Raw genomic sequence first — 20,174 nt, 5'->3', positions numbered from 1 at the left:
TGAGCGGCGATCTTAGGTGATTGGCCACATACCGACGGTCGTACCTGTGTGGTCCGGTGCGACCGCCCGGAATCCGGCTTCCGCAACACTGCCGACACAGCTTGGTTTCCTGGGGTGCTACCGGCGGTAACAAGAGAGGTGTCGCGGCACGCGCCACGCGTCGCGCACACCTCCCGCACCTCCCGTACTCATTCGGAAGGCACCTCATGGAGAACTCGTCCCCCACGGCGATCAGCAGACGAAGAGCCCTGACGGTGGCCGGCGGCGTCGCCGCCGGCGCTGCCCTCGCGGCGCACGCGGTACCGGCGTTCGCGGCCGGCACCTCGGACGCCGACGCCATCGTCGTCGGCCACGGCCTGGCCGGACTGGTCGCGACGGCCGAACTGGTCGCCGCCGGAAAAAAAGTGCTGCTCCTGGACCAGGAGCCCGAGTCCAACCTCGGCGGCCAGGCGTTCTGGTCCTTCGGCGGACTGTTCCTGGTCAACTCCGACGAGCAGCGGCTCATGGGCATCAAGGACTCCCAGGAGCTGGCCTGGCAGGACTGGCAGGGCACGGCAGGCTTCGACCGCGGCATCGACGACCCGACCGGCCAGGACTACTGGGCCCACAAGTGGGCCGAGGCGTATGTGGACTTCGCGGCCAACGAGAAGCGGTCCTGGCTCTACGGCCTCGGCATCCGCTGGTTCCCGATCGTCGGCTGGGCCGAGCGCGGCGGCGGCCTCGCCGATGGACACGGCAACTCGGTGCCCCGCTTCCACGTCACCTGGGGCACAGGACCCGCCGTGGTCGAGCCGTTCGAGAAGCAGGTGCGGGCCGGAGTCGCCTCCGGCAAGGTGGTCTTCAAGTTCCGCCACCAGGTCAACGAGATCGTCCGCACCGGCGGCACCGTGACGGGAGTCCGCGGCTCGATCCTCGAACCCAGCACCGCCCAGCGCGGCAAGGCAACCTCTCGCACCGTGGTCGGCGACTTCGACCTCAAGGCCCCCGTCGTGATCGTCACTTCGGGCGGCATAGGCGCCAACCACGATCTCGTACGGCAGAACTGGCCGGCCCGGCTCGGCACCCCACCCAAGAACATGATCACCGGTGTGCCCGCCTACGTGGACGGCCGGATGCTGGGGATCACCTCGGCGGCGGGCGGCCGGATCGTCAACCCCGACCGGATGTGGCACTACACCGAGGGCCTCAAGAACTACGACCCGATCTGGCCCAACCACGGCATCCGCATCCTCCCGGGCCCGTCCTCGATGTGGTTCGACGCCAAGGGCAAGCGGTTCTCCGCCCCCGACATGCCGGGCTACGACACCCTCCACACCCTGGGCTCGATCACCGCCAGCGGCTACGACTACTCGTGGTTCGTCACCACGAGCAAGATCATCGCGAAGGAGTTCGCGCTCTCCGGGTCCGAACAGAACCCGGACCTCACCAACAAGGACATCCTGATGCTGCTCTCGCGCATCTGGCAGACGCCGGAGCCGATCGAGAAGTTCAGGAAGAACGGCGTCGACTTCGTCACCGCCTCCAGCCTCTCCGAACTGGTCCTCGGCATGAACAAGCTGACCGGTGACGGCCTGATCAAACTGGCCGATCTCCAGCGGCAGATCGAGGCGCGGGACCGGGAGATCGACAACCCGTACTCGAAGGACGCCCAGGTGATGGGCATCCGCAACGCCCTTTCCTACACCGGCGATTCACTCAGCCGCACCGCCGCGATCCACAAGATCCTGGACCCGGCCGCCGGACCGCTGATCGCCGTCCGCCTCAACATCCTCACCCGCAAGACCCTCGGCGGACTGCAGACCGACCTCTCGGGCCGGGTCCTCGACGCCACCGGTGTGCCAATACCGGGTCTGTACGCGGCCGGTGAGGTGTCCGGCTTCGGCGGCGGGGGAGTGCACGGCTACCGCTCGATGGAGGGCACCTTCCTCGGCGGCTGCCTGTTCTCCGGCCGCCAGGCGGGCCGCGCGGCGGCGGCAGCCCTCTGAGCGGTAGGGCCGTGCGCCACCTGTCGGCAACTCGGCGGAGCGCGGCCCGAGTTGCCGACAGCTCAGCCGAGGTACAGCGGCAACCGCGCCGCGAATGAGCCGAGTCGGTGCGTCTCCGCTTCCGTCGGCGTACGCCGTCCCGTGCCGACGAGCAGCGCGTCCCGGTCGGAGAAGCACACGGGGAACGCGGCCTTGGCGATCCGCTCCAGCAACCCGCGTGCCCCCGCGAGTGCTTCGACCGGCGGTCCCGGCACGTCCGGGAGGTGTGCGACCAGGTCGAGGTGGTGCAGCGTCCACTCCAGGACGTACGCGGAGAGGTAGTCGCCGCCGGTGAGCACCTGGTCCTGTGTGCTCACCCGCAGTTCGGGGTCGGCGAGCCGGGCGGCGCGGCCGGCGGCCGAACCGACGTCGTCCAGATGGAACTTGAGCAGCCCGGGCTCCTCGTACGCGGCGGCCAGCCGGACGATCAGCGCGTCGAGCGGGTCGTCGCCGGTGGGCGGTGTCCGACCGACGGTCCAGTAGGTCACCGCGTCGCGGGTCACTTCCGTGTCGGCGGGTGTCACAAGGGTGATCAGCACGTCCTGGGCGTCGATGACCAGATGACAGACCAGGTCCCGCACCAGCCACCCGGCACACCCCGAGGGCCGTGCGAAGTCGGCGTCCTTGAGGTCGGCTACCGCGGCGAGCAGAGCTGTCCAGGAGCGTGCGAAGAGATCCACCTCGGCACGCTACGGCGCCCGGGCGGACCGTGTCATGTGATCCGGCGGTGGATGTCCGCCAGCAGGTTGCGCATCGCCATGCGGAACAGCTCGGCCTGGTGCCCGCCGAGGAAAGCGGAGTGTCCGAACACCTCCAGGGCGACGAGCCCGTGCAGGTGTCCCCACGCGCTCATCAGGAGGGCGCTCGCGGGCGACGGCAGATGCCCCTGGCCGTAGTGCGGCAACTGCTCCAGATAGCCCCGGAGTTGGGGTGAGAGCGCGGGGATGTCGGCCGCGGCGAGCTGCTCCGGGGTGAACTCCTCGAACAGCTCGCGCTCGAAGATCATGCTCATCCGGCGCGTGGCCTGGGTGGTCGGACCGTCGGCCGGTGCCGCGTAGTCCCGCAGCGGTGTGCCGTAGAGGAGTCGGAAGTGTTCGGGGTGGGCGATGCCCCACCGCCGGTAGCCCTCGGCCGCCCGCACCAGACGGGGCAGGTCCGGGTCGTCCGCCGGGGTCTCGGCGGCGGTCTGCACGGCGTCGGCCAGGTCGTCGTAGGCCTTGGTGACGAGGACCGTGATGAGGGCGTCCCGGCTCGGGAAGTAGTGGTAGAGCGCCTGCACGGTCATGCCGAGGCTGCGGGCGACCGCGCGCAGGGACAGGGCTGCCGGGCCGTGCTCGGTGAGGTGGCGCTCGGCGGCGTCCACGATCTCCTGGGTGGCCGCGGCCCGGCGCCGTTCGCGCAGGGACGGGAGGGCGGTCGTGGCTTCTTCGGCGGGCATGCGGCGACCGTACGACGACAACCCGCGCGGGGGAACATGAAGTTGCGAGGTGTGAGGAAAATCTAACACTGCCAAATCTTCTTGCTCCTCACTAGCGTCGTGCGCGGCGACGAGGAGTGCCCTATTGGTGAACTCCGGCTGTTTCGCGCCTTTTCGACGTATGGACAGCAAAGGAGAACGGGCATGTTCGAACGCATAGCCGAGCTGGTGATCCGCCGCTCGCGGCTGGTACTCGTCGTCGCCGTCGTGGCCGTGGCCCTCATGGGGGTCCTGGGCGCCGGCGCGTTCGGCAAGTTGCTGGGAGGCGGCTACGACGACCCGTCCTCCGCCTCCTCCCGGGCCGCCAAGGTCATCGACCGGAAGTTCGGCGGGGAGACGAACCTGGTCCTCCTGGTCACCGCCGCCGAGGGCCGCGTGGACGGGACACCGGCGGAGCAGAGCGGCCGGGCCCTGGTGGCCCAGCTCAGGAGAGAACAGCACCTGGAGAACGTGATCTCGTTCTGGGACACCTCCAGCCCCGACCTCAGGTCCAAGGACGGCCGGGAAGCCGTGGTACTCGCCCATGTGAAGGGCAACGACACCGAGCGGGACGAGAATGCGAAGAGCGTCATCGACGCCTACGCCGGACCGTACGAGGACTCCCTCACCGTCCGGGCGGGCGGCGGTGCCGCCGTGACCAGCGAGATGGGCACCCAGTCGGCCAAGGACCTCGTCCTCGCCGAGTCCATCGCCGTACCCCTCACCCTCGTACTGCTCCTGCTCGTCTTCGGCAGCGCGGTCGCCGCCCTGCTGCCGCTCGCGATCGGGACCATCGCCATCGCGGGCACGTTCGCGGAGCTGTTCCTCCTCGGCAGTGCCACCGACGTCTCCGTCTTCGCGGTCAACCTGACCACCGCACTGGGCCTCGGCCTCGGCATCGACTACGCGCTGCTGATGGTCAGCCGGTTCCGGGAACAGCTCGCGACCGGGGCGAGCGTGGACGACGCCGTACGGCGGACCGTGAGCACCGCGGGCCGTACCGTCGCGTTCTCGGCGGCGACCGTCGCGGCGGCGCTCGCGGCACTGCTGGTGTTCCCGCAGTACTTCCTGCGCTCCTTCGGCTACGCCGGGGTCGGTGTCGTCGTCATCGCGGCCGTCAGCACCCTGTTCGTCATGCCGGCCCTGTTCGTCGTCCTCGGCCACCGCGTCAACGGCGGACGGCTCCCGTGGGCGAACCGTGCCCGCTCCGACACCCGCGCACCCCTGTGGGGACGGCTGGCCCGCACCGTCATGCGGCGGCCCGCGCTCACCGCGCTGCCCGTCCTCGCGGTCCTGCTGCTCGCGGCGAGTCCGCTGCTCGGCATCACCTTCGGCACCCCGGACGAACGCGTCCTGCCCGAGGACGCCGCGAGCCGCCAGGTCTCCGCCGTACTGCGGGAGAAGTTCAACGGCAGCGACGACGCGGCCCTCCACGTCGTCATCGACTCACCCGTGAGCAAGAGTTCGCTGGGGCTGTACGCGACCCAGCTGTCCGGGCTCAAGGGCGTCGTCCGCGTCGAGACCAGCGCCGGCACCTACGCCGAGGGACAGCCGACCGCGACCGACCCCGGCAACCCCGCCCTCGGCCGCCCCGACGCACAGCAGATCAACGTGGTGAGCACCCTGACACCGAAGTCCGACGCGGCCCAGAGCCTGGTCCGGGAGGTGCGGGCGGTCGCCGTGCCCGCCGGAACACAGCCCCTGGTGGGCGGAGTCGACGCCGTCCTGGTCGACTCCAAGCACTCCGTCGGCAGCAGGCTCCCGCTCGCCGTGGCCCTGGTCGCCCTCACCACCTTCCTCCTGCTCTTCCTCTTCACCGGCAGCGTCGTACAGCCGCTGCGCGCACTGCTCCTCAACATGATCAGCCTGGGCGCCACCCTCGGCGTCATGACCTGGATCTTCCAGGACGGCCATCTCTCCTCCGTGCTCGGCTTCACGGCACAGCCGATGGACGTCTCCATGACCGTGCTGATGTTCTGCATCGCCTTCGGCCTCTCGATGGACTACGAGGTCTTCGTCACCAGCCGGATCAAGGAACTCCACGACCAGGGCGCCGACAACGAGTCCGCCGTGGCCAACGGCCTCGGACACACCGGACGCATCGTCACCGCGGCGGCCTGTCTGCTCGCGGTGAGCTTCTTCGCCTTCGGGACGGCGAAGCTCAGCTTCATGCAGCTGTTCGGCCTGGGCAGCGGACTGGCCATCCTCATCGACGCCGTCGCCGTACGGGGTGTCCTCGTCCCCGCCGCGATGCGGCTGCTCGGCCGCTCGGCCTGGTACGCGCCCGGCTTCCTGCGCCGGTTCCACGCACGGTTCGGCCTGAGCGAAGGCGGCACCGCCCCGGCAGCCACGTCCGATGCGATCGTCAGGGGCGCATCCGAAGTGCATTAGGGCTAAGATGATTAGAGCTAATGCATTCGGCCGGAAGGAGCCCGCCCGTGGACCTGCGGCAACTGTTCGACGACCTGGTGCGTTTCGAGACGGACCTGTGGAACGGGATCGACGCCCGGCTCCGCCAGGACTGCGGTGTGACCCTGGGCAGCCTGAACGTGCTGCTCGTCGTCGAACGCGCGGGCTCCTGCCGGGTCAACGACATCGCCGCCGCCCTCTCCATCACGGTCGGCGGCGCGAGCCAGGCCGTCGACCGGCTGGAGAAGGCGGGCCACTGCGTACGACGGCCGCACCGCACCGACCGCCGCTCCTCGATCGTCGAACTGACGGCGGCCGGGCGGGACTTGGTGGACGAGGCCGGTCCCGTCTTCGACCGGGAACTCGCGACCTGGCTGGCCGGTCCGCTCCCGGCCCCGGAACTCGGCCACCTCGCGAGCACGCTCGCCGTACTCCGTGCCGCCAACCCACGCACCCCGGACCCTGGGCCAACACCCCTGACGAAGGAGACCAGATGAGCCCCGCACCAGCACGAGCAGTCCGCTTCGACGAGTACGGCGACCGCGACGTCCTGCACGTCACCGAGGTGCCGATCCCCAGCCCCGCCGCGGGAGAAGTCCTCGTCGAGGTGCGGGCGGCCGGCATCAACCCCGGTGAGGCGGCCATCCGTTCGGGCGCGATGCGCCAGATGTTCCCCGCGACCTTCCCGTCCGGCCAGGGCAGCGACCTCGCCGGAGTCGTCACCGAACTCGGCGACGGCGTCACCGACTTCGGCATCGGCGACGAGGTTCTCGGGTTCTCCTGGCAGCGCTCCAGCCACGCCACCCACGCCGTCGTACCGGTGACCCAACTGATCCCCAAGCCGTCCGCCCTGAGCTGGGAGGTGGCCGGCGCCCTCTACGTCGTCGGCTGCACCGCGTGGGCCGCCGTGGACGCGGTGGCCCCCAAGCCCGGCGAGACCGTCGCCGTCTCGGCCGCCGCCGGCGGAGTGGGCACCGTCACGGTCCAACTCCTCGTCGCACGCGGCGTGAACGTCCTCGGCATCGCCTCACCCGCCAACGCCGACTGGCTCACCGCCCACGGCGCGACCCCGGTCCCGTACGGCGACGGACTCGCCGAGGCCCTCACCGCGGCGGCACCCGACGGGATCGACGCCTTCATCGACCTGTTCGGACCGGATTACGTCCAACTCGCCGTCGATCTCGGCATCCCCCGGGACCGGGTCGAGACGATCATCTCCTTCCAGAAGGCGCAGGAACTCGGTACCAGGAGCGCGGGCAGCGAAGGCGCCTCCACCCGCGAGGTCCTCACCGAAATGGCCGACCATGTCGCCGCCGGCCGGATCGAGATTCCCATCGCCGCCACCTACCCGCTCGACCGCGTCCGCGACGCGTACGCCGAACTCGAACAGCGCCACACGCGCGGAAAGATCGTCCTCATCTCCTGAACTGGCCCTGAATCGGCGTCACTTGCTGTCGCGGAGCGCCGACGTGGTCTTTCCGGTGCGTTCGCGCAGCAGCACGCGCAGGGTGTTGGGGTGTTCGTAGCCGACCGTCCTGGCGATGGTCTCCAGGGAGAGGTCGGTGGTGCGCAGCAGATGGGAGGCGCGTTCGATCCGCAGGTCCTGGACGAACCGGATGGGTGACGTCCCGACGGTGCGCCGGACGGCACGCTGCAGCGTCCGCTCGCTGACCCCGATGGCCCTGGCCGCCACGGGGATGCCGATGGGCTCGGTCAGATGCTCACGGGCCCAGAGTTCGAAGGCCGCGACCGTGGGGTCGTTCTGGGCAAGGGCGCTGGGAATCGTGTACGCGGCCTGCGAGGGGCGTTCGTCGACCACGAGATGGCGGGCGACCAGGTCGGCGAGCGCGGGGCTGGCCGCGCGGACGATCGTCAGCGCGAGATCGACATGGCCGAAAGCCGCGCCGGCGGTGATGACGCCCTCGCAGCTGATCACCATCCGGCTGTGGTCCAGCTCGACCTCGGGATACCTGTCCCGGAACGTGGGCGACAGCGGCCAGGACGTCGTGGCCCGCAGCCCGTCCAGCACCCCCGCCTCGGCCAGCAGGAAGGTACCCGCGCACGCCGAGGCGATGGTCGTCCCCCTTGCTCGGGTGCGCACGATCAAGTCCCGGACGGGCCGGGACACTTCGCCGCCCACATGGTCGATCAGCGCCGAGGGGTCGCTCTCCCCGAGCGCCGGTAAGACCAGGAGGTCGGCCGTGTCGGCCAGTTCGAGCGGCTCGGGCGCCACGAGGAGTCCCGCCCTGGTCCGCGCCCTCGGGCCGGGGCCGACCAGGGTGACGTCCCAGGTGGGCGACGACTCGTGGAGCTGCCCGCCCAGCGCGTTGGCGTTGCTCAGCACGTCCAGGACGGCCGAGAGCCCCGAGTCGAACACCCCGTCGTAGACGGCGACCGCTACCTTCATGGCGGGAACGCTATCAACCGTGTCGTTTCCGCCACTGATGTGATCACCGACCACCGCCATAGGTTCGAGGTGCGCCGGACATCCGGCGCCCTGGACGTCTGCACAAGGAGTGGTGACATGAAGGTCGGTCTGCTGGTACGCATCGAGGCCAAGCCGGAGCACGCCGACGAGGTGGAGGCCCTGCTGCGCGGTGCCCAGGAGCTTGCCGAACGGGAGCAGGGCACGGTGACATGGTTCGCGTTCCGCGAGAACGCCACCACCTTCGGGGTGTTCGACACCTTCGAGGACGAGCAGGGGCGGCAGGCGCACCTGACCGGCCGGATCGCCGCCGCTCTGGGGGAGATCGCGGAGACGAAGCTCAGCGCGCCGCCGGTCATCGCCCCGGTCGACCTGCTGGGAGCGAAGGTCTCCTGAACCGGACGCCTCAGCGGCGCAGGCCCAGCGCGTCCCGCCCGGCGTAGCGTGCCTGGGTACCCAAGTCCTCCTCGATGCGGATGAGTTGGTTGTACTTGGCGGTGCGGTCGGCGCGGGACAGCGACCCGGTCTTGATCTGGCCGCAGCCGGTCGCGACGGCGAGATCGGCGATGGTGGTGTCCTCGGTCTCGCCGGAGCGGTGGGACATCACCACGGTGTAGCCGGCGCGATGGGCGGTGGCGACGGTGGCCAGGGTCTCGGTGAGGGTGCCGATCTGATTCACCTTCACCAGGATCGAGTTGGCGATCCCGTCCCGGATCCCGGCGCCGAGCAGCGTCTCGTTGGTGCAGAAGACATCGTCACCGGTGAGCTGGCAGCGCTCGCCGAGCCGTGCGGTCAGGTCGCGCCAGCCCTCGTGGTCGTCCTCGGCCATCGGGTCCTCGATCGAGGCGATCGGGTAGCGGTCGACCAACTCGGCGAGGTAGTCGGCGTGTTCGGCCGGGGTGCGGCGGACGCCCTCGCCCGTGTAGTCGTAGACACCGTCGCGGAAGAACTCCGAGGTCGCCGGGTCCATGACGAGGGTGATGTCGGTGCCGGGCTTGTAGCCGGTGCGTTCGATGGCGTGGAGGACGAAGTCGAGGGCCTCGTCGGCGGTGCGGAGATCGGGGGCGAAGCCGCCCTCGTCGCCGACGTTGGCGCTGTGGCCGGCGGCGATCAGGTCGCGGCGCAGGGTGTGGAAGACCTCCGACCCCATGCGGACGGCCTGGGCGAAGGTGGCCGCGCCGATCGGGGCGATCATGAACTCCTGGAAGTCCAGCGGGTTGTCGGCGTGGGCGCCGCCGTTGACGATGTTCATCATCGGTACCGGCAGCAGGCGGGCGTCGACGCCGCCGATGTAGCGGTAGAGCGGGAGCCGGTGGGCGGCCGCGGCGGCCTTGGCGGTGGCCAGGGAGACACCGAGCAGGGCGTTGGCGCCGAGGCGCGACTTGGTGTCGGTGCCGTCGAGTTCGATCATCGTGTGGTCGACGGTCGCCTGGTTCTCGGCGTCGAGTCCGGTCACGGCGTCGGCGATGGTCTCGTTGACGGCGTCGACGGCGCGGCGAACTCCCTTGCCGTGGAAGCGTGTCGGGTCGCCGTCGCGCAGTTCGACCGCTTCCCTGGCTCCGGTGGAGGCGCCCGACGGTACGGCGGCCCGGCCGAGCGATCCGTCCTTGAGCTCCACGTCGACCTCGACGGTCGGGTTGCCCCGGCTGTCGATGATCTCGCGTGCGACGACCCGGCTGATGGCGGTCACGGTGCAACTCCTCACGCAGGGCCCGCGTCCCGGACGTCGGCGGGCGGTAAGTTCCGTCATGAAACAAAGTGAGTCCTGAAAGAGAACCTACTATGGGCGCATGAGGATGCACAACGCCGACGAGACCTGCGGCATCGCCCAGGCCGCCGTGGTCCTGGGGGACTGGTGGAACGTTCTGGTGCTGCGGGAGATCGCCCGCGGCCAGGTCCGTTTCGACGCGCTGGCCGCCGGGATCGGCCTGTCCCGCAACGTCCTGACCGAGCGCCTGGGCCGGCTCGTCGCGAGCGGGGTGCTGCACCGCAGGCTCTACCAACGGCGGCCGGTGCGCTACGAGTACGTGCTCACCGACGCCGGGCTCGCGCTGCTGCCCTTGCTCGTGGCGATGCAGGACTGGGGCGACCGGTGGATGCTCGGAGACGGCACCCACACCGCGACCGCGGCCGAGGACAGCGCCGAACACACCCGCGTGCACGCCCTGCCCGGCACCCGCCTGCCCGACGACCTTCAACTCCCCGGAATCCAGGGCACGGACCTGCCGGTCGTGTCACCGGAAGCCGCTGCGACCGTGCTGTTCACCTACCCGGGCACCGGCATCGACTGGGGCGAGCCGTCGATCCCCGGTGCCGAGGGCTGCACGCTGGAGAACCGCCTCTTCCGTGACGCCTGGCCCGAGTTCCGCCGGGCTGGCGTGGACGTGCGCGGGGTCAGCACCCAACTCCCGCACGAACAGGCCGAGTTCGCCCGCGCCGAGGAGATCCCCTATCCGTTGCTCTCCGACGAGGCGCAGCAACTCGCCGCAGCGCTGCGGCTGCCGACGTTCCGTGCGGCGGGCCGGCTGCGGCACAAACGGCTGCTCCTGATCATCGACACCGAACGGACCGTACGACAGGCGCTGTTCCCGATCACCGACATCCCGCACGCCGTCAAGGAGGGCCTGCGCCTGGCCGCGGACTGCACCAGGTGAGCGCCGCTACGCCAAACCCCCGTTGCTCAGGAGGAGTTGGCCGTTGATCCACTGACCCTCCGGCGAGCAGAGGAAGTCGACGAGGTGGGCAGTGTCCCGTGGAGTGCCGAGACGGTCGAGCGGAGTCTGCCGCAGGATCTCCGCCCGCCCCTCCTCGGTCATCCAACCGGTGTCCACCGGGCCCGGGTTGATGACGTTGGCGGTGATGCCGAGGTGGGCGAACTCGTGCGCGGCGGCCAGCGTGATGCGGTCCAGGGCGCCCTTGCTCGCGCCGTAGGGGAGGTTGTGCACGGTGTGGTCGCTGGTGAGGGCGATGATCCGGCCGGTGCCGGGAGCGGCCGCGAACCGTCGGCCGTACTCGCGGATCAGCAGCCAGGTGGCTCGCGCGTTGATCGCGAAATGCCGGTCGAAGCTCTCGACGGTGGTGTCGAGGAGACCGGAGTCGACCGACTCGCAGTGGCACATCACCAAGGCGGTGACACCGCCCGGCCCGCGTCCGACCTCGTCGAAGACGCGGGCAGGGGCGTCCGGGTCGGACAGGTCCGCCTCGACGGCCATGGTCGTGGCGCCGTGTTCCTTGAGCGCGTCGGCGATGGCCGAGGCCGCGCCGGACTCCACACCCCAGGGCATGCGCTGGTCGTAGGGAGTCCAGTAGGTGAAGGCGATGTCCCAGCCCGAGGCCGCCAGCCGACGCGCGATACCCGCGCCGATACCGACGGTGCGCCCCACTCCGGTGACGAGCGCGAGCGGGCGGCTGGACGGGTGGTCGGTGCTCGTCGTCATGGTCCGAGATCGTTCATGACGGGGACGGCATCGGCAACTGCCTTTCCTCGGAGGCCGGTTGAAGGGTGATGGAACCGGCGGTGATGACGGCTGCCAGGTCCGCGCCCGCCTGGAGGAGTCCCACGGTCCGTACGGCGATCCGGTCGAGGCGTTCGCGCAGGATGCGCCGGGCCTCTCCCCGGCCGTCGAGCCGGTGCAGGGAGCCCATGATCTCCCGCACCGCGGGAACGCCGTGGCCGGTGGCGCGCAGGGCCGTCACGATGCGGGCCGCTCTGATGGCCGACAGGTCGTAGCGCCGGGCTCGCCGCGAGGTCACGCGGTCGGGGGTGACGAGCCCTTCCTGCTCCCAGAAGCGCAGGGTCGAGGGTCGCACCCCGAGGGCTCTGGAGAGTTCGGTGATCGTCATCGCGTCACCGTCCCGCTCCGGATCCGGTGCGTTCGCCTCGTCCTTGATCGCACGCAGGGCCTGCTGGGCGCGCAGGGTCTCCTCGCGTTCCCGCGCGAGCCGGACATGGACCTCGTTGATCACCGAGGCCGCCTCCACGAGCGTCTGCGTCCGCAACTCGGCCAGCATCCGCCGGGCGAGCACCGGGCCCACGGCGCCCGCGAGCCCCCGATAGGCACGCAGAGCCCGCACATGCGAAGGCGTGTAGGAGCGGTAGCCGTTGTCCGACCGGGCGGCCGGCGGGATGACTCCCCACCGCTCCAGATCGCGCACCTGTTGCAGCGAGTACCCCGACTCGCGTGCCACATCGGCGGTCCTGAACGTCCCGCGCCGCGCACCACTTGCCGCCTCGCCCATCGGCCAACCCCGCATAAGCACTTGAAGCTGATGCTTGAACCATGACTACGGAACAGATCATCGCAGCCGTACGCGACTTCCCCGGCGCGCTCGTTCTCGCACCGGAGCCGGGCAGCGACTTCCCCGAACTCGCCTGGGGGGACGCGTTCTTCTACTACGCCCCCGACGGCCGACCGCCGCAGAACACCCAGCCGTACGGCACCGTCGTCACCAAGAACCTCCCGGGCGACACCGCGTCCGACCTCGACCCTCCGGGCCGGTGGCGCGTCGACATCCACGTCGGCCGTACGAGGTTCAGCGAACTCACGGGGGAGGAGCCGCATGATCACGCCGCCGCCGACACGGTGCTGCCGCACCCGGTGTACGGAGCACACGGCTGGGTCTGCGTCGTCGCTCCCGGTCCGAGGACGACGGACACGGTTCTACGGCTGTTGCGTGGCGCGCATGACGACGCCGTCGCCCGGCCGGTGTTCAGTAAAACAAACGGTGCGTTTACTGTCTCCGTTTGGTTCGGTATAGTGAACGCATGGTTCATTCAATCGCGACTTCTCGGGAGGGCGCACAGATCGGCGCCTACCTCGACGACACGTACTTGGAGCAGGTCGACACGACCGTCATCGCGGTCGGCGAGAGGGACGAGACGCCCTGGGTCGCCGTAGAGGACTGTCTGTTTCATCCGCAGGGCGGGGGCCAGCCCGCCGACCGGGGGTGGCTGGAGGGTGTCGAGGTCGTTCCGGTGCGGGACCGTGACTCGGGACTGGTCGTGGCGACTGCGGCGGGCGGCGGGCTGCCGTCGCTTGCCGTGGGGGAGCGGGTGCGGGCCCGGATCGACCTTGAGGCGCGGAAGCTGCATGCCGCGCTGCATACCGCGGGACACCTCGTCGAGGCGGTCGGGCGGACGCAGGGCTGGGAGATGGTCGGGAGTATTCATTTCCCAGGGCAGGCGCGTATTGAGTTCCAGGCGCCGGGCGCGGACGCGCGGCTCGGTGATCCGGACGGGCGGGAGGAGGTGACCGCCGTGCTCCGTGACGGGGTGGCGGCCGCCGTCGCCGACGACCTGCCGGTCTCCGCGCGGTACCTGCCCGACGGGCGGCGCGTGGTGCAGCTCGACACGCTGCACTCCGCGCCGTGCGGGGGCACGCATGTGCGGAGCCTCGGGGACCTCGCCGAGCTGGTGCTGCCCACGCTGAAGGTCAAGAAGGGCCGTATCCGCGTGTCCTACTCCGCGACCCACCGGAGCCCTCGATGACGCCCCCGCCGACCGGCCGCCGGCCGGTGAGCAGTACCGCCGCCGCGGTCGGCGCGAAAATCCGGCTGCGGCGCCAGCAGCGCGGGATGAGCGCCGCGGAGATGGCCCGGCGGGCCGGGCTCAGCAAGGCCACGCTGTCGCAACTGGAGGCCGGTAACGGCAATCCGACGATCGACACCCTGGACGCCATCGCGATCGCCCTGCGCATCCCGATCGCCGACCTCCTCGCGCGGGACGCCGACACCGGGCCGGTGTTCCGGGCGGCCACGGATGTCGAACCGGGCGAGGTCTCAAGGGAGTTGCTGCGCCGGATCAGCAGCGGCAACAGCCTGGAGATCTGGCGGCTGCGCATTCCGCCGGAGACGGAGCTGGCCGGTGTGCCGCACGCCACCGGCACGATCGAGCATCTGCTCATCGCCACCGGGTACGTCACCGCGGGCCCCGTCGACGCCCCGCAGGACCTGGGCCCCGGCGACATGCTCGCCTTCGCCGGAGACGCCCCGCACTTCTACCGCACCGGTGCGGACGAGGTCGACATCACCGTCGTCTTCGCCTCCCCCATCAGCACCTGAGACCGAGGAAGCCTCCGCTCATGAGCGCCATCGCCACCACCCCCTCCAGCCGTGCCTTCATCAGTGACAACATGGCCGGAGCCTCGCCCGAGATAGCCCGGGCCGTCGCCGACGCGGCGGCCGGACAGGTGCTGCCGTACGGCAACGACCCCTACACCGACAGGGCCCGCATCAGGTTCGGTGAGATCTTCGAGCGGGACGTCGACGTGTTCCCGGTCTCCACCGGGTCCGCCGCCAACGGTCTGAGCCTGGCCGCCCTCACCCCGCCGTGGGGCAGTGTGCTCTCGCACCCCGAGAGTCACATCAACACCGACGAGTGCGGGGCGCCGGAGTTCTTCACCAATGGCGCCAAACTCGTCGGGGTCCCCGGCGACGACAGCAAGATCGATCCCGCCGCGCTGGAGACGGCGGTGCGGCGCCGGGCCGGTGACGTGCACAGCGTGCAGCCGTCCGTGGTGAGCATCAGCCAGGCCACCGAGAGCGGCAGCGTGTACACGCTGGAGGAGATCCGCCGGCTGTCGGGCATCGCCAAGGACGCCGGACTGCGCGTCCACATGGACGGCGCGCGCTTCGCCAACGCCCTGGACCAACTCGGCGCCACCGCCGCCGAGATGACGTGGAAGGCAGGCGTCGACGTCCTGTCCTTCGGCGCCACCAAGAACGGCGCGATGACCGCCGACGCCATCGTCTCCTTCGACCCCGCGCTCGCCGGCGAGCTGGCCTTCCGCGCCAAGCGCGCGGGTCAACTCACCTCCAAGATGCGGTTCCAGACGGCCCAGCTCGACGCGTACCTCACCGACGGTCTGTGGCTGCGCAACGCCCGGCACGCCAACGAGATGGCCGCCCGCCTCGGCGACGGCCTCAAGTCCATCGCCGGCGCGGGCCTGTTGGCCACCCCGCAGGCCAACATCGTCTTCTGCCGCCTGCCCCAGGACGTCACGGAAGGACTCCTCGCCGAGGGCTACGCCTTCTACCACGACCGCTGGGAGCCGGGCATCGTCCGGTTCGTCACCGCGTTCTCGCACAGCGCCGACGACATCGACCAGCTCCTCGACGCGGTCCGCCGTCTCAGGCGGTGACGAGTGGTTCGAGCGGTGGTGCGAGTGTCGGCAGGGCGGTGTGCAGGTTCCGGGTGACCTCGGTCAGGTCGGCGATGAACATGCCCGCGAGTTCCGCGGTGAATCCGGTCCGCACCACCAGTCGTAGCACCGCGACGTCCTGGCACGGGGCGGGGAAGCTGTACGCGGGCAGATGCCAGCCGCGGGCGCGCATGCCGTGGGAGACGTCGAACACCGTGAACCCCTGTGTGCCGGGGGTCAACCGGAAGGCGAACGCCGGGAGTTCGGAGCCGTCCGTGATCAACTCGTAGGGGGCGACGGTGCGGATGCGCGCGGCGAGGGCGCGGGCGGTGGTCCGGCTCTGGGCCGCCAGATCCCGCAGCCCCTCGAAGCCGTAGCGGAGGAAGCTGTAGTACTGCGCGACGACATGCGCCCCCGGCCGGGAGAAGTTGAGCGTGAAGCTGGGGGAGCTGCCGCCGAGGTAGTCGACCTCGAACACCAGGTCGTCCGGGAGGGCTTGGGCGTCGCGCCACAACGCCCAGCCCAGGCCGGGGAAGACATGCCCGTACTTGTGTCCCGAGGTGTTGATGGAGGCGACCCGTTCGAGCTGGAAGTCCCACATGAGGCCCGGGTCGAGGAACGGGGCGACCATGGCACCGGACGCGCCGTCGACATGCACGGGGATGTCGGTGCCGGTGGCCGCCTGGTAGCCGTCCAGGGCCATGCAGATGTCCGCGACCGGCTCGTAGGAGCCGTCGAACGTGGAGCCGAGGATCGCCACGACACCGATGGTGTTGTCGTCGCAGTACGCGGTGAGCGCGTCGGCGGTGAGGTGGTAGCGGCCCGGCTCCATCGGGACGTAACGCGGCTCCACCTCGAAGTAGTTGGCGAACTTCTTCCAGCACACCTGGACGTTCGCGCCCATCACCAGGTTCGGCCGCGCGGTGTCCTTGCCCTGGGCGCGCCGGCGTTCCTGCCAGCGGCGCTTGAGCGCCAGTCCGCCGAGCATCGCGGCCTCGCTGGAACCGGTGGTCGAGCAGCCACGGACCTGCTGCGGGTGGGGTGCGTGCCACAGCCGCGCGAGCATCCGTACGCAGCGCTCCTCCATGGCGGTGATCTGCGGGTACTCGGCGCGGTCGGCGAGGTTCTTCTCGGCCGTCTCCGCCATCAACTCCCTTGCCTGCGGCTCCATCCACGTCGTCACGAAGGTGGCGAGATTGAGGCGTGCGTTGCCGTCGAGCATCAGCTCGTCGCGTACGCGGCGGCAGATCAGATCGGGCGAGGACGAGGTCTCGGGCAGTTTGTCGACCGGCGGCAGAAGGTCGGCGGCCGGCTGTCCGGCGCGGCGGGAGACGGTGAGGGTGTCGAACTCGGCTTCGGGCATGACGGCGGTATGCGGGATGGGCATGAGTGTGGGGATGCCTTTCTGGTCCGTGCGGCCCCGTGCACTCCGACGCTAGATCCCTTGCCGGTGGGACGTAGGTGCCGATTACACCGATCCAGTGATCGATTTGCGCACTGATGAACTGGATTTTCCCTTGTACATACTGGATGCCTCCTTTTCCTGACCTCGGGCCCGGTGCCGGCGTACCGCGTCGCGGTTGGCGCAGAGTTGGGAGCAGTAGCGCTGCCGCCCGGTGCGGGAGGTGTCGGCGAAGACCGCGCCGCACTCGGCCACGGCGCAGCGCCTCAGGCGGTGCATTCCGCGTCCCGTGAGATGCAGTGCCGTACCCACCGAGATCAGGGAGAACAGCACATCGCCGAGCGGCTTCCGGTCGTCGCGGTAGTGCAGGTGCCAGCCGCTGCCCGCGTGGTCGGTCATCCGCGGATAGGCGGCGGCCTCCTCCAGCATCCGGTTGACCAGCTCCGCGCGCTCGTGCTCGTCGGCCGCGTCGACGACCTTCTCCCACGACCGCAACGCGTACCGGGCGCGGTCGAGGTCTTCGGCGGTCGTCGCCCGCTCCAGCACCAGACCGGCTTCGCGGCAGCGGTCCGCGAGTTCCTCGGCGTCGGCGGGAGGCCGGTTGACCAGATCCGCGGCCAGGTTCACGGCATCCGCGCCGTAAGGGTTGAGGTGCACAAGACCATTACAGCAGCCTGATCACCATGCGACAACGCGACGACACAGACCCGTCCCGGGTACGGCAACAGTTGACGGCGGACACCCTTGCCAGGCCATCACGACCACAACTGCCCTGAAACCGGAGCGACTTCATGCCCAAGCTGATCCCCGACAGCCGACCGCAGCGGGTGCTCGTCGCCTCGAACCTCGTCTACACGATGGGCAGCGGGCTGTATCTGACGGCCGGAGTCCTGTACTTCACCCAGGCCGTACGGCTGCCTGCGGAGCAGGTGGGTCTCGGCCTCGGCATCGCCGGACTCGTCGCACCGGCCGTCGGCATCGCCGTAGGACATCTCGCCGATGTGCGCGGCGCCCGTGGCGTCTACGTGATCACGCTGCTGGTGCAGGCGCTGGCCACCGCCGGGTTCGTACTGGCCGACGGCTTCTGGTCGTTCGTCCTCGTGATCGGCCTGGCCGCCGCGGCGAAGGCGGCCGGACTCGCCGCCCGAACCCCGCTCATCAGGCACTACGGCGGAGACCGGCCGCAGGAGTTCCGCGCCCGGCTGCGTGCCGTCACCAACGTGGGGATCTCCGTGGGTGCGGTCGGCGCAGGCTGGATCGTCCAGGAGGGCACCCTGAACGCCTATCGGTGCATGGTCGTCGGCAACGCGCTCGCGTTCGTCTGCGCGGCGGCGACCCTGTTCCTGCTGCCGTCCGTCCCGCCCGGACCCGTGATGGACGGCTCCCGATGGAGCGCTCTACGGGACCGTCCCTACCTCTTGTTGACCGTTCTCGACGGCGTGATGGCCATCCAGTTCAAAGTGCTCACCGTGGCCGTCCCGCTCTGGCTGATCGGCGCCACCACCGCACCGCACTGGCTCATCTCGGGCACGATGCTCACCGGCACGGTCATCGTCGTCGCCTTTCAGGTACGGGCCGGGCGTGGCATCGACTCTCCCGCGGCCGGTGGCCGTGCCTACCGCCGGGCGGGCGTGGCCTTCCTCGTCGCCTGCGCGCTGATCTCGCTCTCGGCGGGGACTCCGGCGTGGGCCGCCACTGCGCTGCTCATCACCGCCGTGGTCATCCACACGGTCGGCGAACTGTGGCACGCGGCGGCCGGATTCGAGGTGTCCTTCGCGCTCGCCCCCCGCCACGCCACAGGCCAGTACCTCGGCGTGTTCGGCCTGGGGGCGGGCCTGGCGGAGGCGTTCGGCCCGGGGCTGCTCATCGCGCTGTGCATCACCTGGGGCCGCCCCGGCTGGTACGTCGTAGGCGCACTGTTCCTGCTCACCGGCCTGGCGGCACCTCCCGCCGTCCGCCTGGCGCTACGGCACCAGCACGCCCAACAGGCTCATACCGGGCGCTTGTTGCTCCGGCGCCGGGCGGCGATCGAGTCGGCGACCGGCACCACGATCCAGCAGAGGTAGGCCCAGTGGGTCAGGAACGAGACCGGGATCGACACCAGGAAGCCCGCGGCCACCATGCCGATCCCGCGGATCGTCCGGGAGAACAGGTCGGGCGGGGTGCCGTTGCGGTAGAGCTCGTCGCGGCGGACCTCGTTGACCATCAGTATGAAGAGGAGACAGGCCGCGAACTGCACGACGGCGTAGAAGACGAACCGGGCCTGGAACGCTCCGTGCCCGCCGATCACGTCGGTCGCGAACGGGGTGATCACCAGCATGAGCAGCCAGTACATGGTGAAGGACGTCAACTTGCCGTTCGACGCCGTGACATAGCGGAACACCCGGTGATGGGAGCGCCAGTGCGCGGCGATCACCACGAAGCTGATCATGAACGCGAGATAGCTCTCCCGGTGGCCCGAAGCCGAGTGCCACAGCTCGGAGTCGGTCGTGCCCTCCGGTACCGGCAGCTCCAGCGCCAGCAGCGTGAGCGCGATGGCGACGACCGCGTCCCCGAAGAACGTGAGTCGCTCGGCGGAGACCGCCCGGATCTCCATGTCCTCGTCCTCGGACGGCAGTTGTTGATCAGTCGAGACGTTCATGGCAGCAGAGGATGCCACACGACGGTGACCGTCTCGGACGCGCGCGATACCCCGGGCCGGACCCGGGGGAGTGGTACTGCTGGTCCTACCCGGATGTCTGGCGGCCGGGGCGGAGCCAAGAGGATCATCGAACCGACCGAGTCGCCGTGATCGTGCGGTACAGGACCCAGAACGGACACCGTCATGACCCTGGCCTACCTCGCACAGCCCGAGCAGCAGCAGAAACTGGAATGGCTCGACGGCGGTGAGTTCGCCGTACTGCTGGACGCGGCCGCCACCGGTGGGCAGTTGACCGTGGGACGGTTCTCCGTCGCCAAGGGCGAGGCGCCGCCGTACCACGTGCACACACGTGAGGACGAGGTCTTCATGCTGATCAAGGGCAGTGCGCTGCTGTGGTGCGACGACGAGGAGATGGAGCTGTCGGAGGGCGGAATCGTCTTCCTTCCGCGCAACGTTCCGCACGGCTACCGGATCACCTCCGACACGGCGGATCTCCTCATGATCTGCACACCCGGTGGCATCGAGGGCATGTTCCGGCACGCGGGACGCGACCTGACGACCCCACGTCCGGAGGGTTTCGAGATCTCCCGGGTCCTCATGGCGGAGGCCGCCGACCAGTACGGCCAGATCATCGTCGGCCCGCCGCGCTGACCCGCGGCTCCCCTCACGGCTCTCACC

At 70.0% G+C, this 20,174-nt stretch carries 20 protein-coding genes and 1 pseudogene; 12 read left to right on the top strand and 9 right to left on the bottom strand.

Annotated elements, in window-relative coordinates; genetic code table 11:
• The first annotated feature begins 206 nt into the window (after nucleotides 1-206).
• A complete protein-coding gene (locus tag ACIBJH_RS39180) occupies nucleotides 207-1,985 on the top strand; it encodes an FAD-binding dehydrogenase (protein WP_399121701.1) in 1,779 nt (592 codons plus the stop codon).
• Between the two features lie 62 nt (nucleotides 1,986-2,047).
• On the opposite strand, the gene ACIBJH_RS39175 is transcribed toward ACIBJH_RS39180, so the two are convergent.
• Both ACIBJH_RS39175 and ACIBJH_RS39170 read right to left on the bottom strand, forming a co-directional pair.
• On the bottom strand, nucleotides 2,048-2,704 hold the full coding sequence (locus tag ACIBJH_RS39175; RefSeq protein ID WP_399121700.1) for a maleylpyruvate isomerase N-terminal domain-containing protein: 657 nt from the start codon (nucleotides 2,702-2,704) through the stop codon (nucleotides 2,048-2,050).
• A gap of 32 nt (nucleotides 2,705-2,736) precedes the next feature.
• Entirely contained in the window at nucleotides 2,737-3,462 is a 726-nt protein-coding gene (locus ACIBJH_RS39170; RefSeq protein WP_399121699.1) for a TetR/AcrR family transcriptional regulator, read from the bottom strand.
• A gap of 183 nt (nucleotides 3,463-3,645) precedes the next feature.
• Here ACIBJH_RS39170 and ACIBJH_RS39165 point away from each other — a divergent pair, with 183 nt between their 5' ends.
• From ACIBJH_RS39165 to ACIBJH_RS39155, 3 genes are read left to right on the top strand one after another with little or no spacing between them, the layout of a single operon-like run.
• Nucleotides 3,646-5,871: an MMPL family transporter gene (locus tag ACIBJH_RS39165; RefSeq protein ID WP_399121698.1), complete on the top strand. Its 2,226-nt coding sequence runs from the start codon at nucleotides 3,646-3,648 to the stop codon at nucleotides 5,869-5,871.
• A 47-nt stretch (nucleotides 5,872-5,918) separates the two neighbouring features.
• Nucleotides 5,919-6,386, top strand: a complete 468-nt coding sequence (locus tag ACIBJH_RS39160; protein WP_399121697.1) for a MarR family winged helix-turn-helix transcriptional regulator — start codon at nucleotides 5,919-5,921, stop codon at nucleotides 6,384-6,386.
• Nucleotides 6,383-7,315, top strand: coding sequence for an NADP-dependent oxidoreductase (locus tag ACIBJH_RS39155; protein ID WP_399121696.1), 933 nt, complete (start codon nucleotides 6,383-6,385; stop codon nucleotides 7,313-7,315). The genes ACIBJH_RS39160 and ACIBJH_RS39155 overlap by 4 nt, the downstream gene beginning before the upstream one ends.
• Nucleotides 7,316-7,333: 18 nt before the next feature.
• Here ACIBJH_RS39155 and ACIBJH_RS39150 read toward each other — a convergent pair whose 3' ends face one another.
• Nucleotides 7,334-8,296 carry a GlxA family transcriptional regulator gene (locus tag ACIBJH_RS39150; protein WP_399121695.1) on the bottom strand — a complete coding sequence of 321 codons (963 nt, stop codon included), beginning with the start codon at nucleotides 8,294-8,296 and terminating at the stop codon, nucleotides 7,334-7,336.
• A 117-nt stretch (nucleotides 8,297-8,413) separates the two neighbouring features.
• On the opposite strand from ACIBJH_RS39150, the gene ACIBJH_RS39145 reads away from it, so the two are divergent.
• On the top strand, nucleotides 8,414-8,710 hold the full coding sequence (locus ACIBJH_RS39145) for a putative quinol monooxygenase (protein WP_399121694.1): 297 nt from the start codon (nucleotides 8,414-8,416) through the stop codon (nucleotides 8,708-8,710).
• Between the two features lie 10 nt (nucleotides 8,711-8,720).
• Here the strand turns inward: ACIBJH_RS39145 and eno are convergent, their stop codons facing one another.
• Complete coding sequence (eno, locus tag ACIBJH_RS39140) at nucleotides 8,721-10,004, bottom strand: phosphopyruvate hydratase (RefSeq protein ID WP_399121693.1); 1,284 nt, start codon at nucleotides 10,002-10,004, stop codon at nucleotides 8,721-8,723.
• 100 nt (nucleotides 10,005-10,104) lie between these two features.
• Between eno and ACIBJH_RS39135 the strand changes: the two genes are divergently transcribed.
• Nucleotides 10,105-10,968 (top strand): winged helix-turn-helix transcriptional regulator, encoded by an 864-nt coding sequence (locus ACIBJH_RS39135; RefSeq protein ID WP_399121692.1) that lies wholly within the window; start codon nucleotides 10,105-10,107, stop codon nucleotides 10,966-10,968.
• Nucleotides 10,969-10,974: 6 nt separating this feature from the next.
• Here the strand turns inward: ACIBJH_RS39135 and ACIBJH_RS39130 are convergent, their stop codons facing one another.
• Together ACIBJH_RS39130 and ACIBJH_RS39125 are read right to left on the bottom strand one after the other, a co-directional pair.
• Nucleotides 10,975-11,751, bottom strand: a complete 777-nt coding sequence (locus tag ACIBJH_RS39130) for an SDR family oxidoreductase (protein WP_399121691.1) — start codon at nucleotides 11,749-11,751, stop codon at nucleotides 10,975-10,977.
• Between the two features lie 13 nt (nucleotides 11,752-11,764).
• The gene (locus ACIBJH_RS39125) at nucleotides 11,765-12,553 is read right to left on the bottom strand and encodes a MerR family transcriptional regulator (protein ID WP_399121690.1); all 789 of its coding nucleotides are present in this window, start codon (nucleotides 12,551-12,553) and stop codon (nucleotides 11,765-11,767) included.
• Nucleotides 12,554-12,594: 41 nt separating this feature from the next.
• On the opposite strand from ACIBJH_RS39125, the pseudogene ACIBJH_RS39120 reads away from it, so the two are divergent.
• The 4 genes and pseudogenes from ACIBJH_RS39120 to ACIBJH_RS39105 form a co-directional block, all read left to right on the top strand.
• Nucleotides 12,595-13,017 (top strand): annotated as a pseudogene (locus ACIBJH_RS39120) (DUF6194 family protein); the annotation flags it as partial.
• Between the two features lie 62 nt (nucleotides 13,018-13,079).
• Entirely contained in the window at nucleotides 13,080-13,802 is a 723-nt protein-coding gene (locus tag ACIBJH_RS39115) for a metal-dependent hydrolase (protein WP_399121689.1), read from the top strand.
• Nucleotides 13,799-14,374 (top strand): helix-turn-helix domain-containing protein, encoded by a 576-nt coding sequence (locus ACIBJH_RS39110; protein ID WP_399121688.1) that lies wholly within the window; start codon nucleotides 13,799-13,801, stop codon nucleotides 14,372-14,374. Before ACIBJH_RS39115 ends, ACIBJH_RS39110 begins: the two co-directional genes overlap by 4 nt.
• Before the next feature lie 20 nt (nucleotides 14,375-14,394).
• Nucleotides 14,395-15,453 carry a threonine aldolase family protein gene (locus ACIBJH_RS39105; protein ID WP_399121687.1) on the top strand — a complete coding sequence of 353 codons (1,059 nt, stop codon included), beginning with the start codon at nucleotides 14,395-14,397 and terminating at the stop codon, nucleotides 15,451-15,453.
• On the opposite strand, the gene ACIBJH_RS39100 is transcribed toward ACIBJH_RS39105, so the two are convergent.
• Both ACIBJH_RS39100 and ACIBJH_RS39095 read right to left on the bottom strand, forming a co-directional pair.
• On the bottom strand, nucleotides 15,443-16,840 hold the full coding sequence (locus ACIBJH_RS39100; RefSeq protein WP_399121686.1) for a glutamate decarboxylase: 1,398 nt from the start codon (nucleotides 16,838-16,840) through the stop codon (nucleotides 15,443-15,445). The two genes, ACIBJH_RS39105 and ACIBJH_RS39100, sit on opposite strands and share 11 nt — an antisense overlap.
• Nucleotides 16,841-16,921: 81 nt before the next feature.
• Entirely contained in the window at nucleotides 16,922-17,512 is a 591-nt protein-coding gene (locus ACIBJH_RS39095; RefSeq protein ID WP_399121685.1) for a CGNR zinc finger domain-containing protein, read from the bottom strand.
• Nucleotides 17,513-17,646: 134 nt separating this feature from the next.
• Here ACIBJH_RS39095 and ACIBJH_RS39090 point away from each other — a divergent pair, with 134 nt between their 5' ends.
• Entirely contained in the window at nucleotides 17,647-18,921 is a 1,275-nt protein-coding gene (locus ACIBJH_RS39090) for an MFS transporter (protein WP_399121684.1), read from the top strand.
• Here ACIBJH_RS39090 and ACIBJH_RS39085 read toward each other — a convergent pair.
• The gene (locus ACIBJH_RS39085) at nucleotides 18,846-19,496 is read right to left on the bottom strand and encodes a TMEM175 family protein (RefSeq protein WP_399121683.1); all 651 of its coding nucleotides are present in this window, start codon (nucleotides 19,494-19,496) and stop codon (nucleotides 18,846-18,848) included. The two genes, ACIBJH_RS39090 and ACIBJH_RS39085, sit on opposite strands and share 76 nt — an antisense overlap.
• Before the next feature lie 183 nt (nucleotides 19,497-19,679).
• On the opposite strand from ACIBJH_RS39085, the gene ACIBJH_RS39080 reads away from it, so the two are divergent.
• A complete protein-coding gene (locus tag ACIBJH_RS39080) occupies nucleotides 19,680-20,147 on the top strand; it encodes a cupin domain-containing protein (RefSeq protein ID WP_399121682.1) in 468 nt (155 codons plus the stop codon).
• Nucleotides 20,148-20,174 lie beyond the last annotated feature (27 nt).

Source organism: Streptomyces sp. NPDC050548, assembly GCF_044457385.1.
GTDB lineage: Bacteria > Actinomycetota > Actinomycetes > Streptomycetales > Streptomycetaceae > Streptomyces.
The sequence above is the reverse complement of the archived record's forward strand: the minus strand, read 5'-3'. Positions and strand labels throughout refer to the sequence as shown.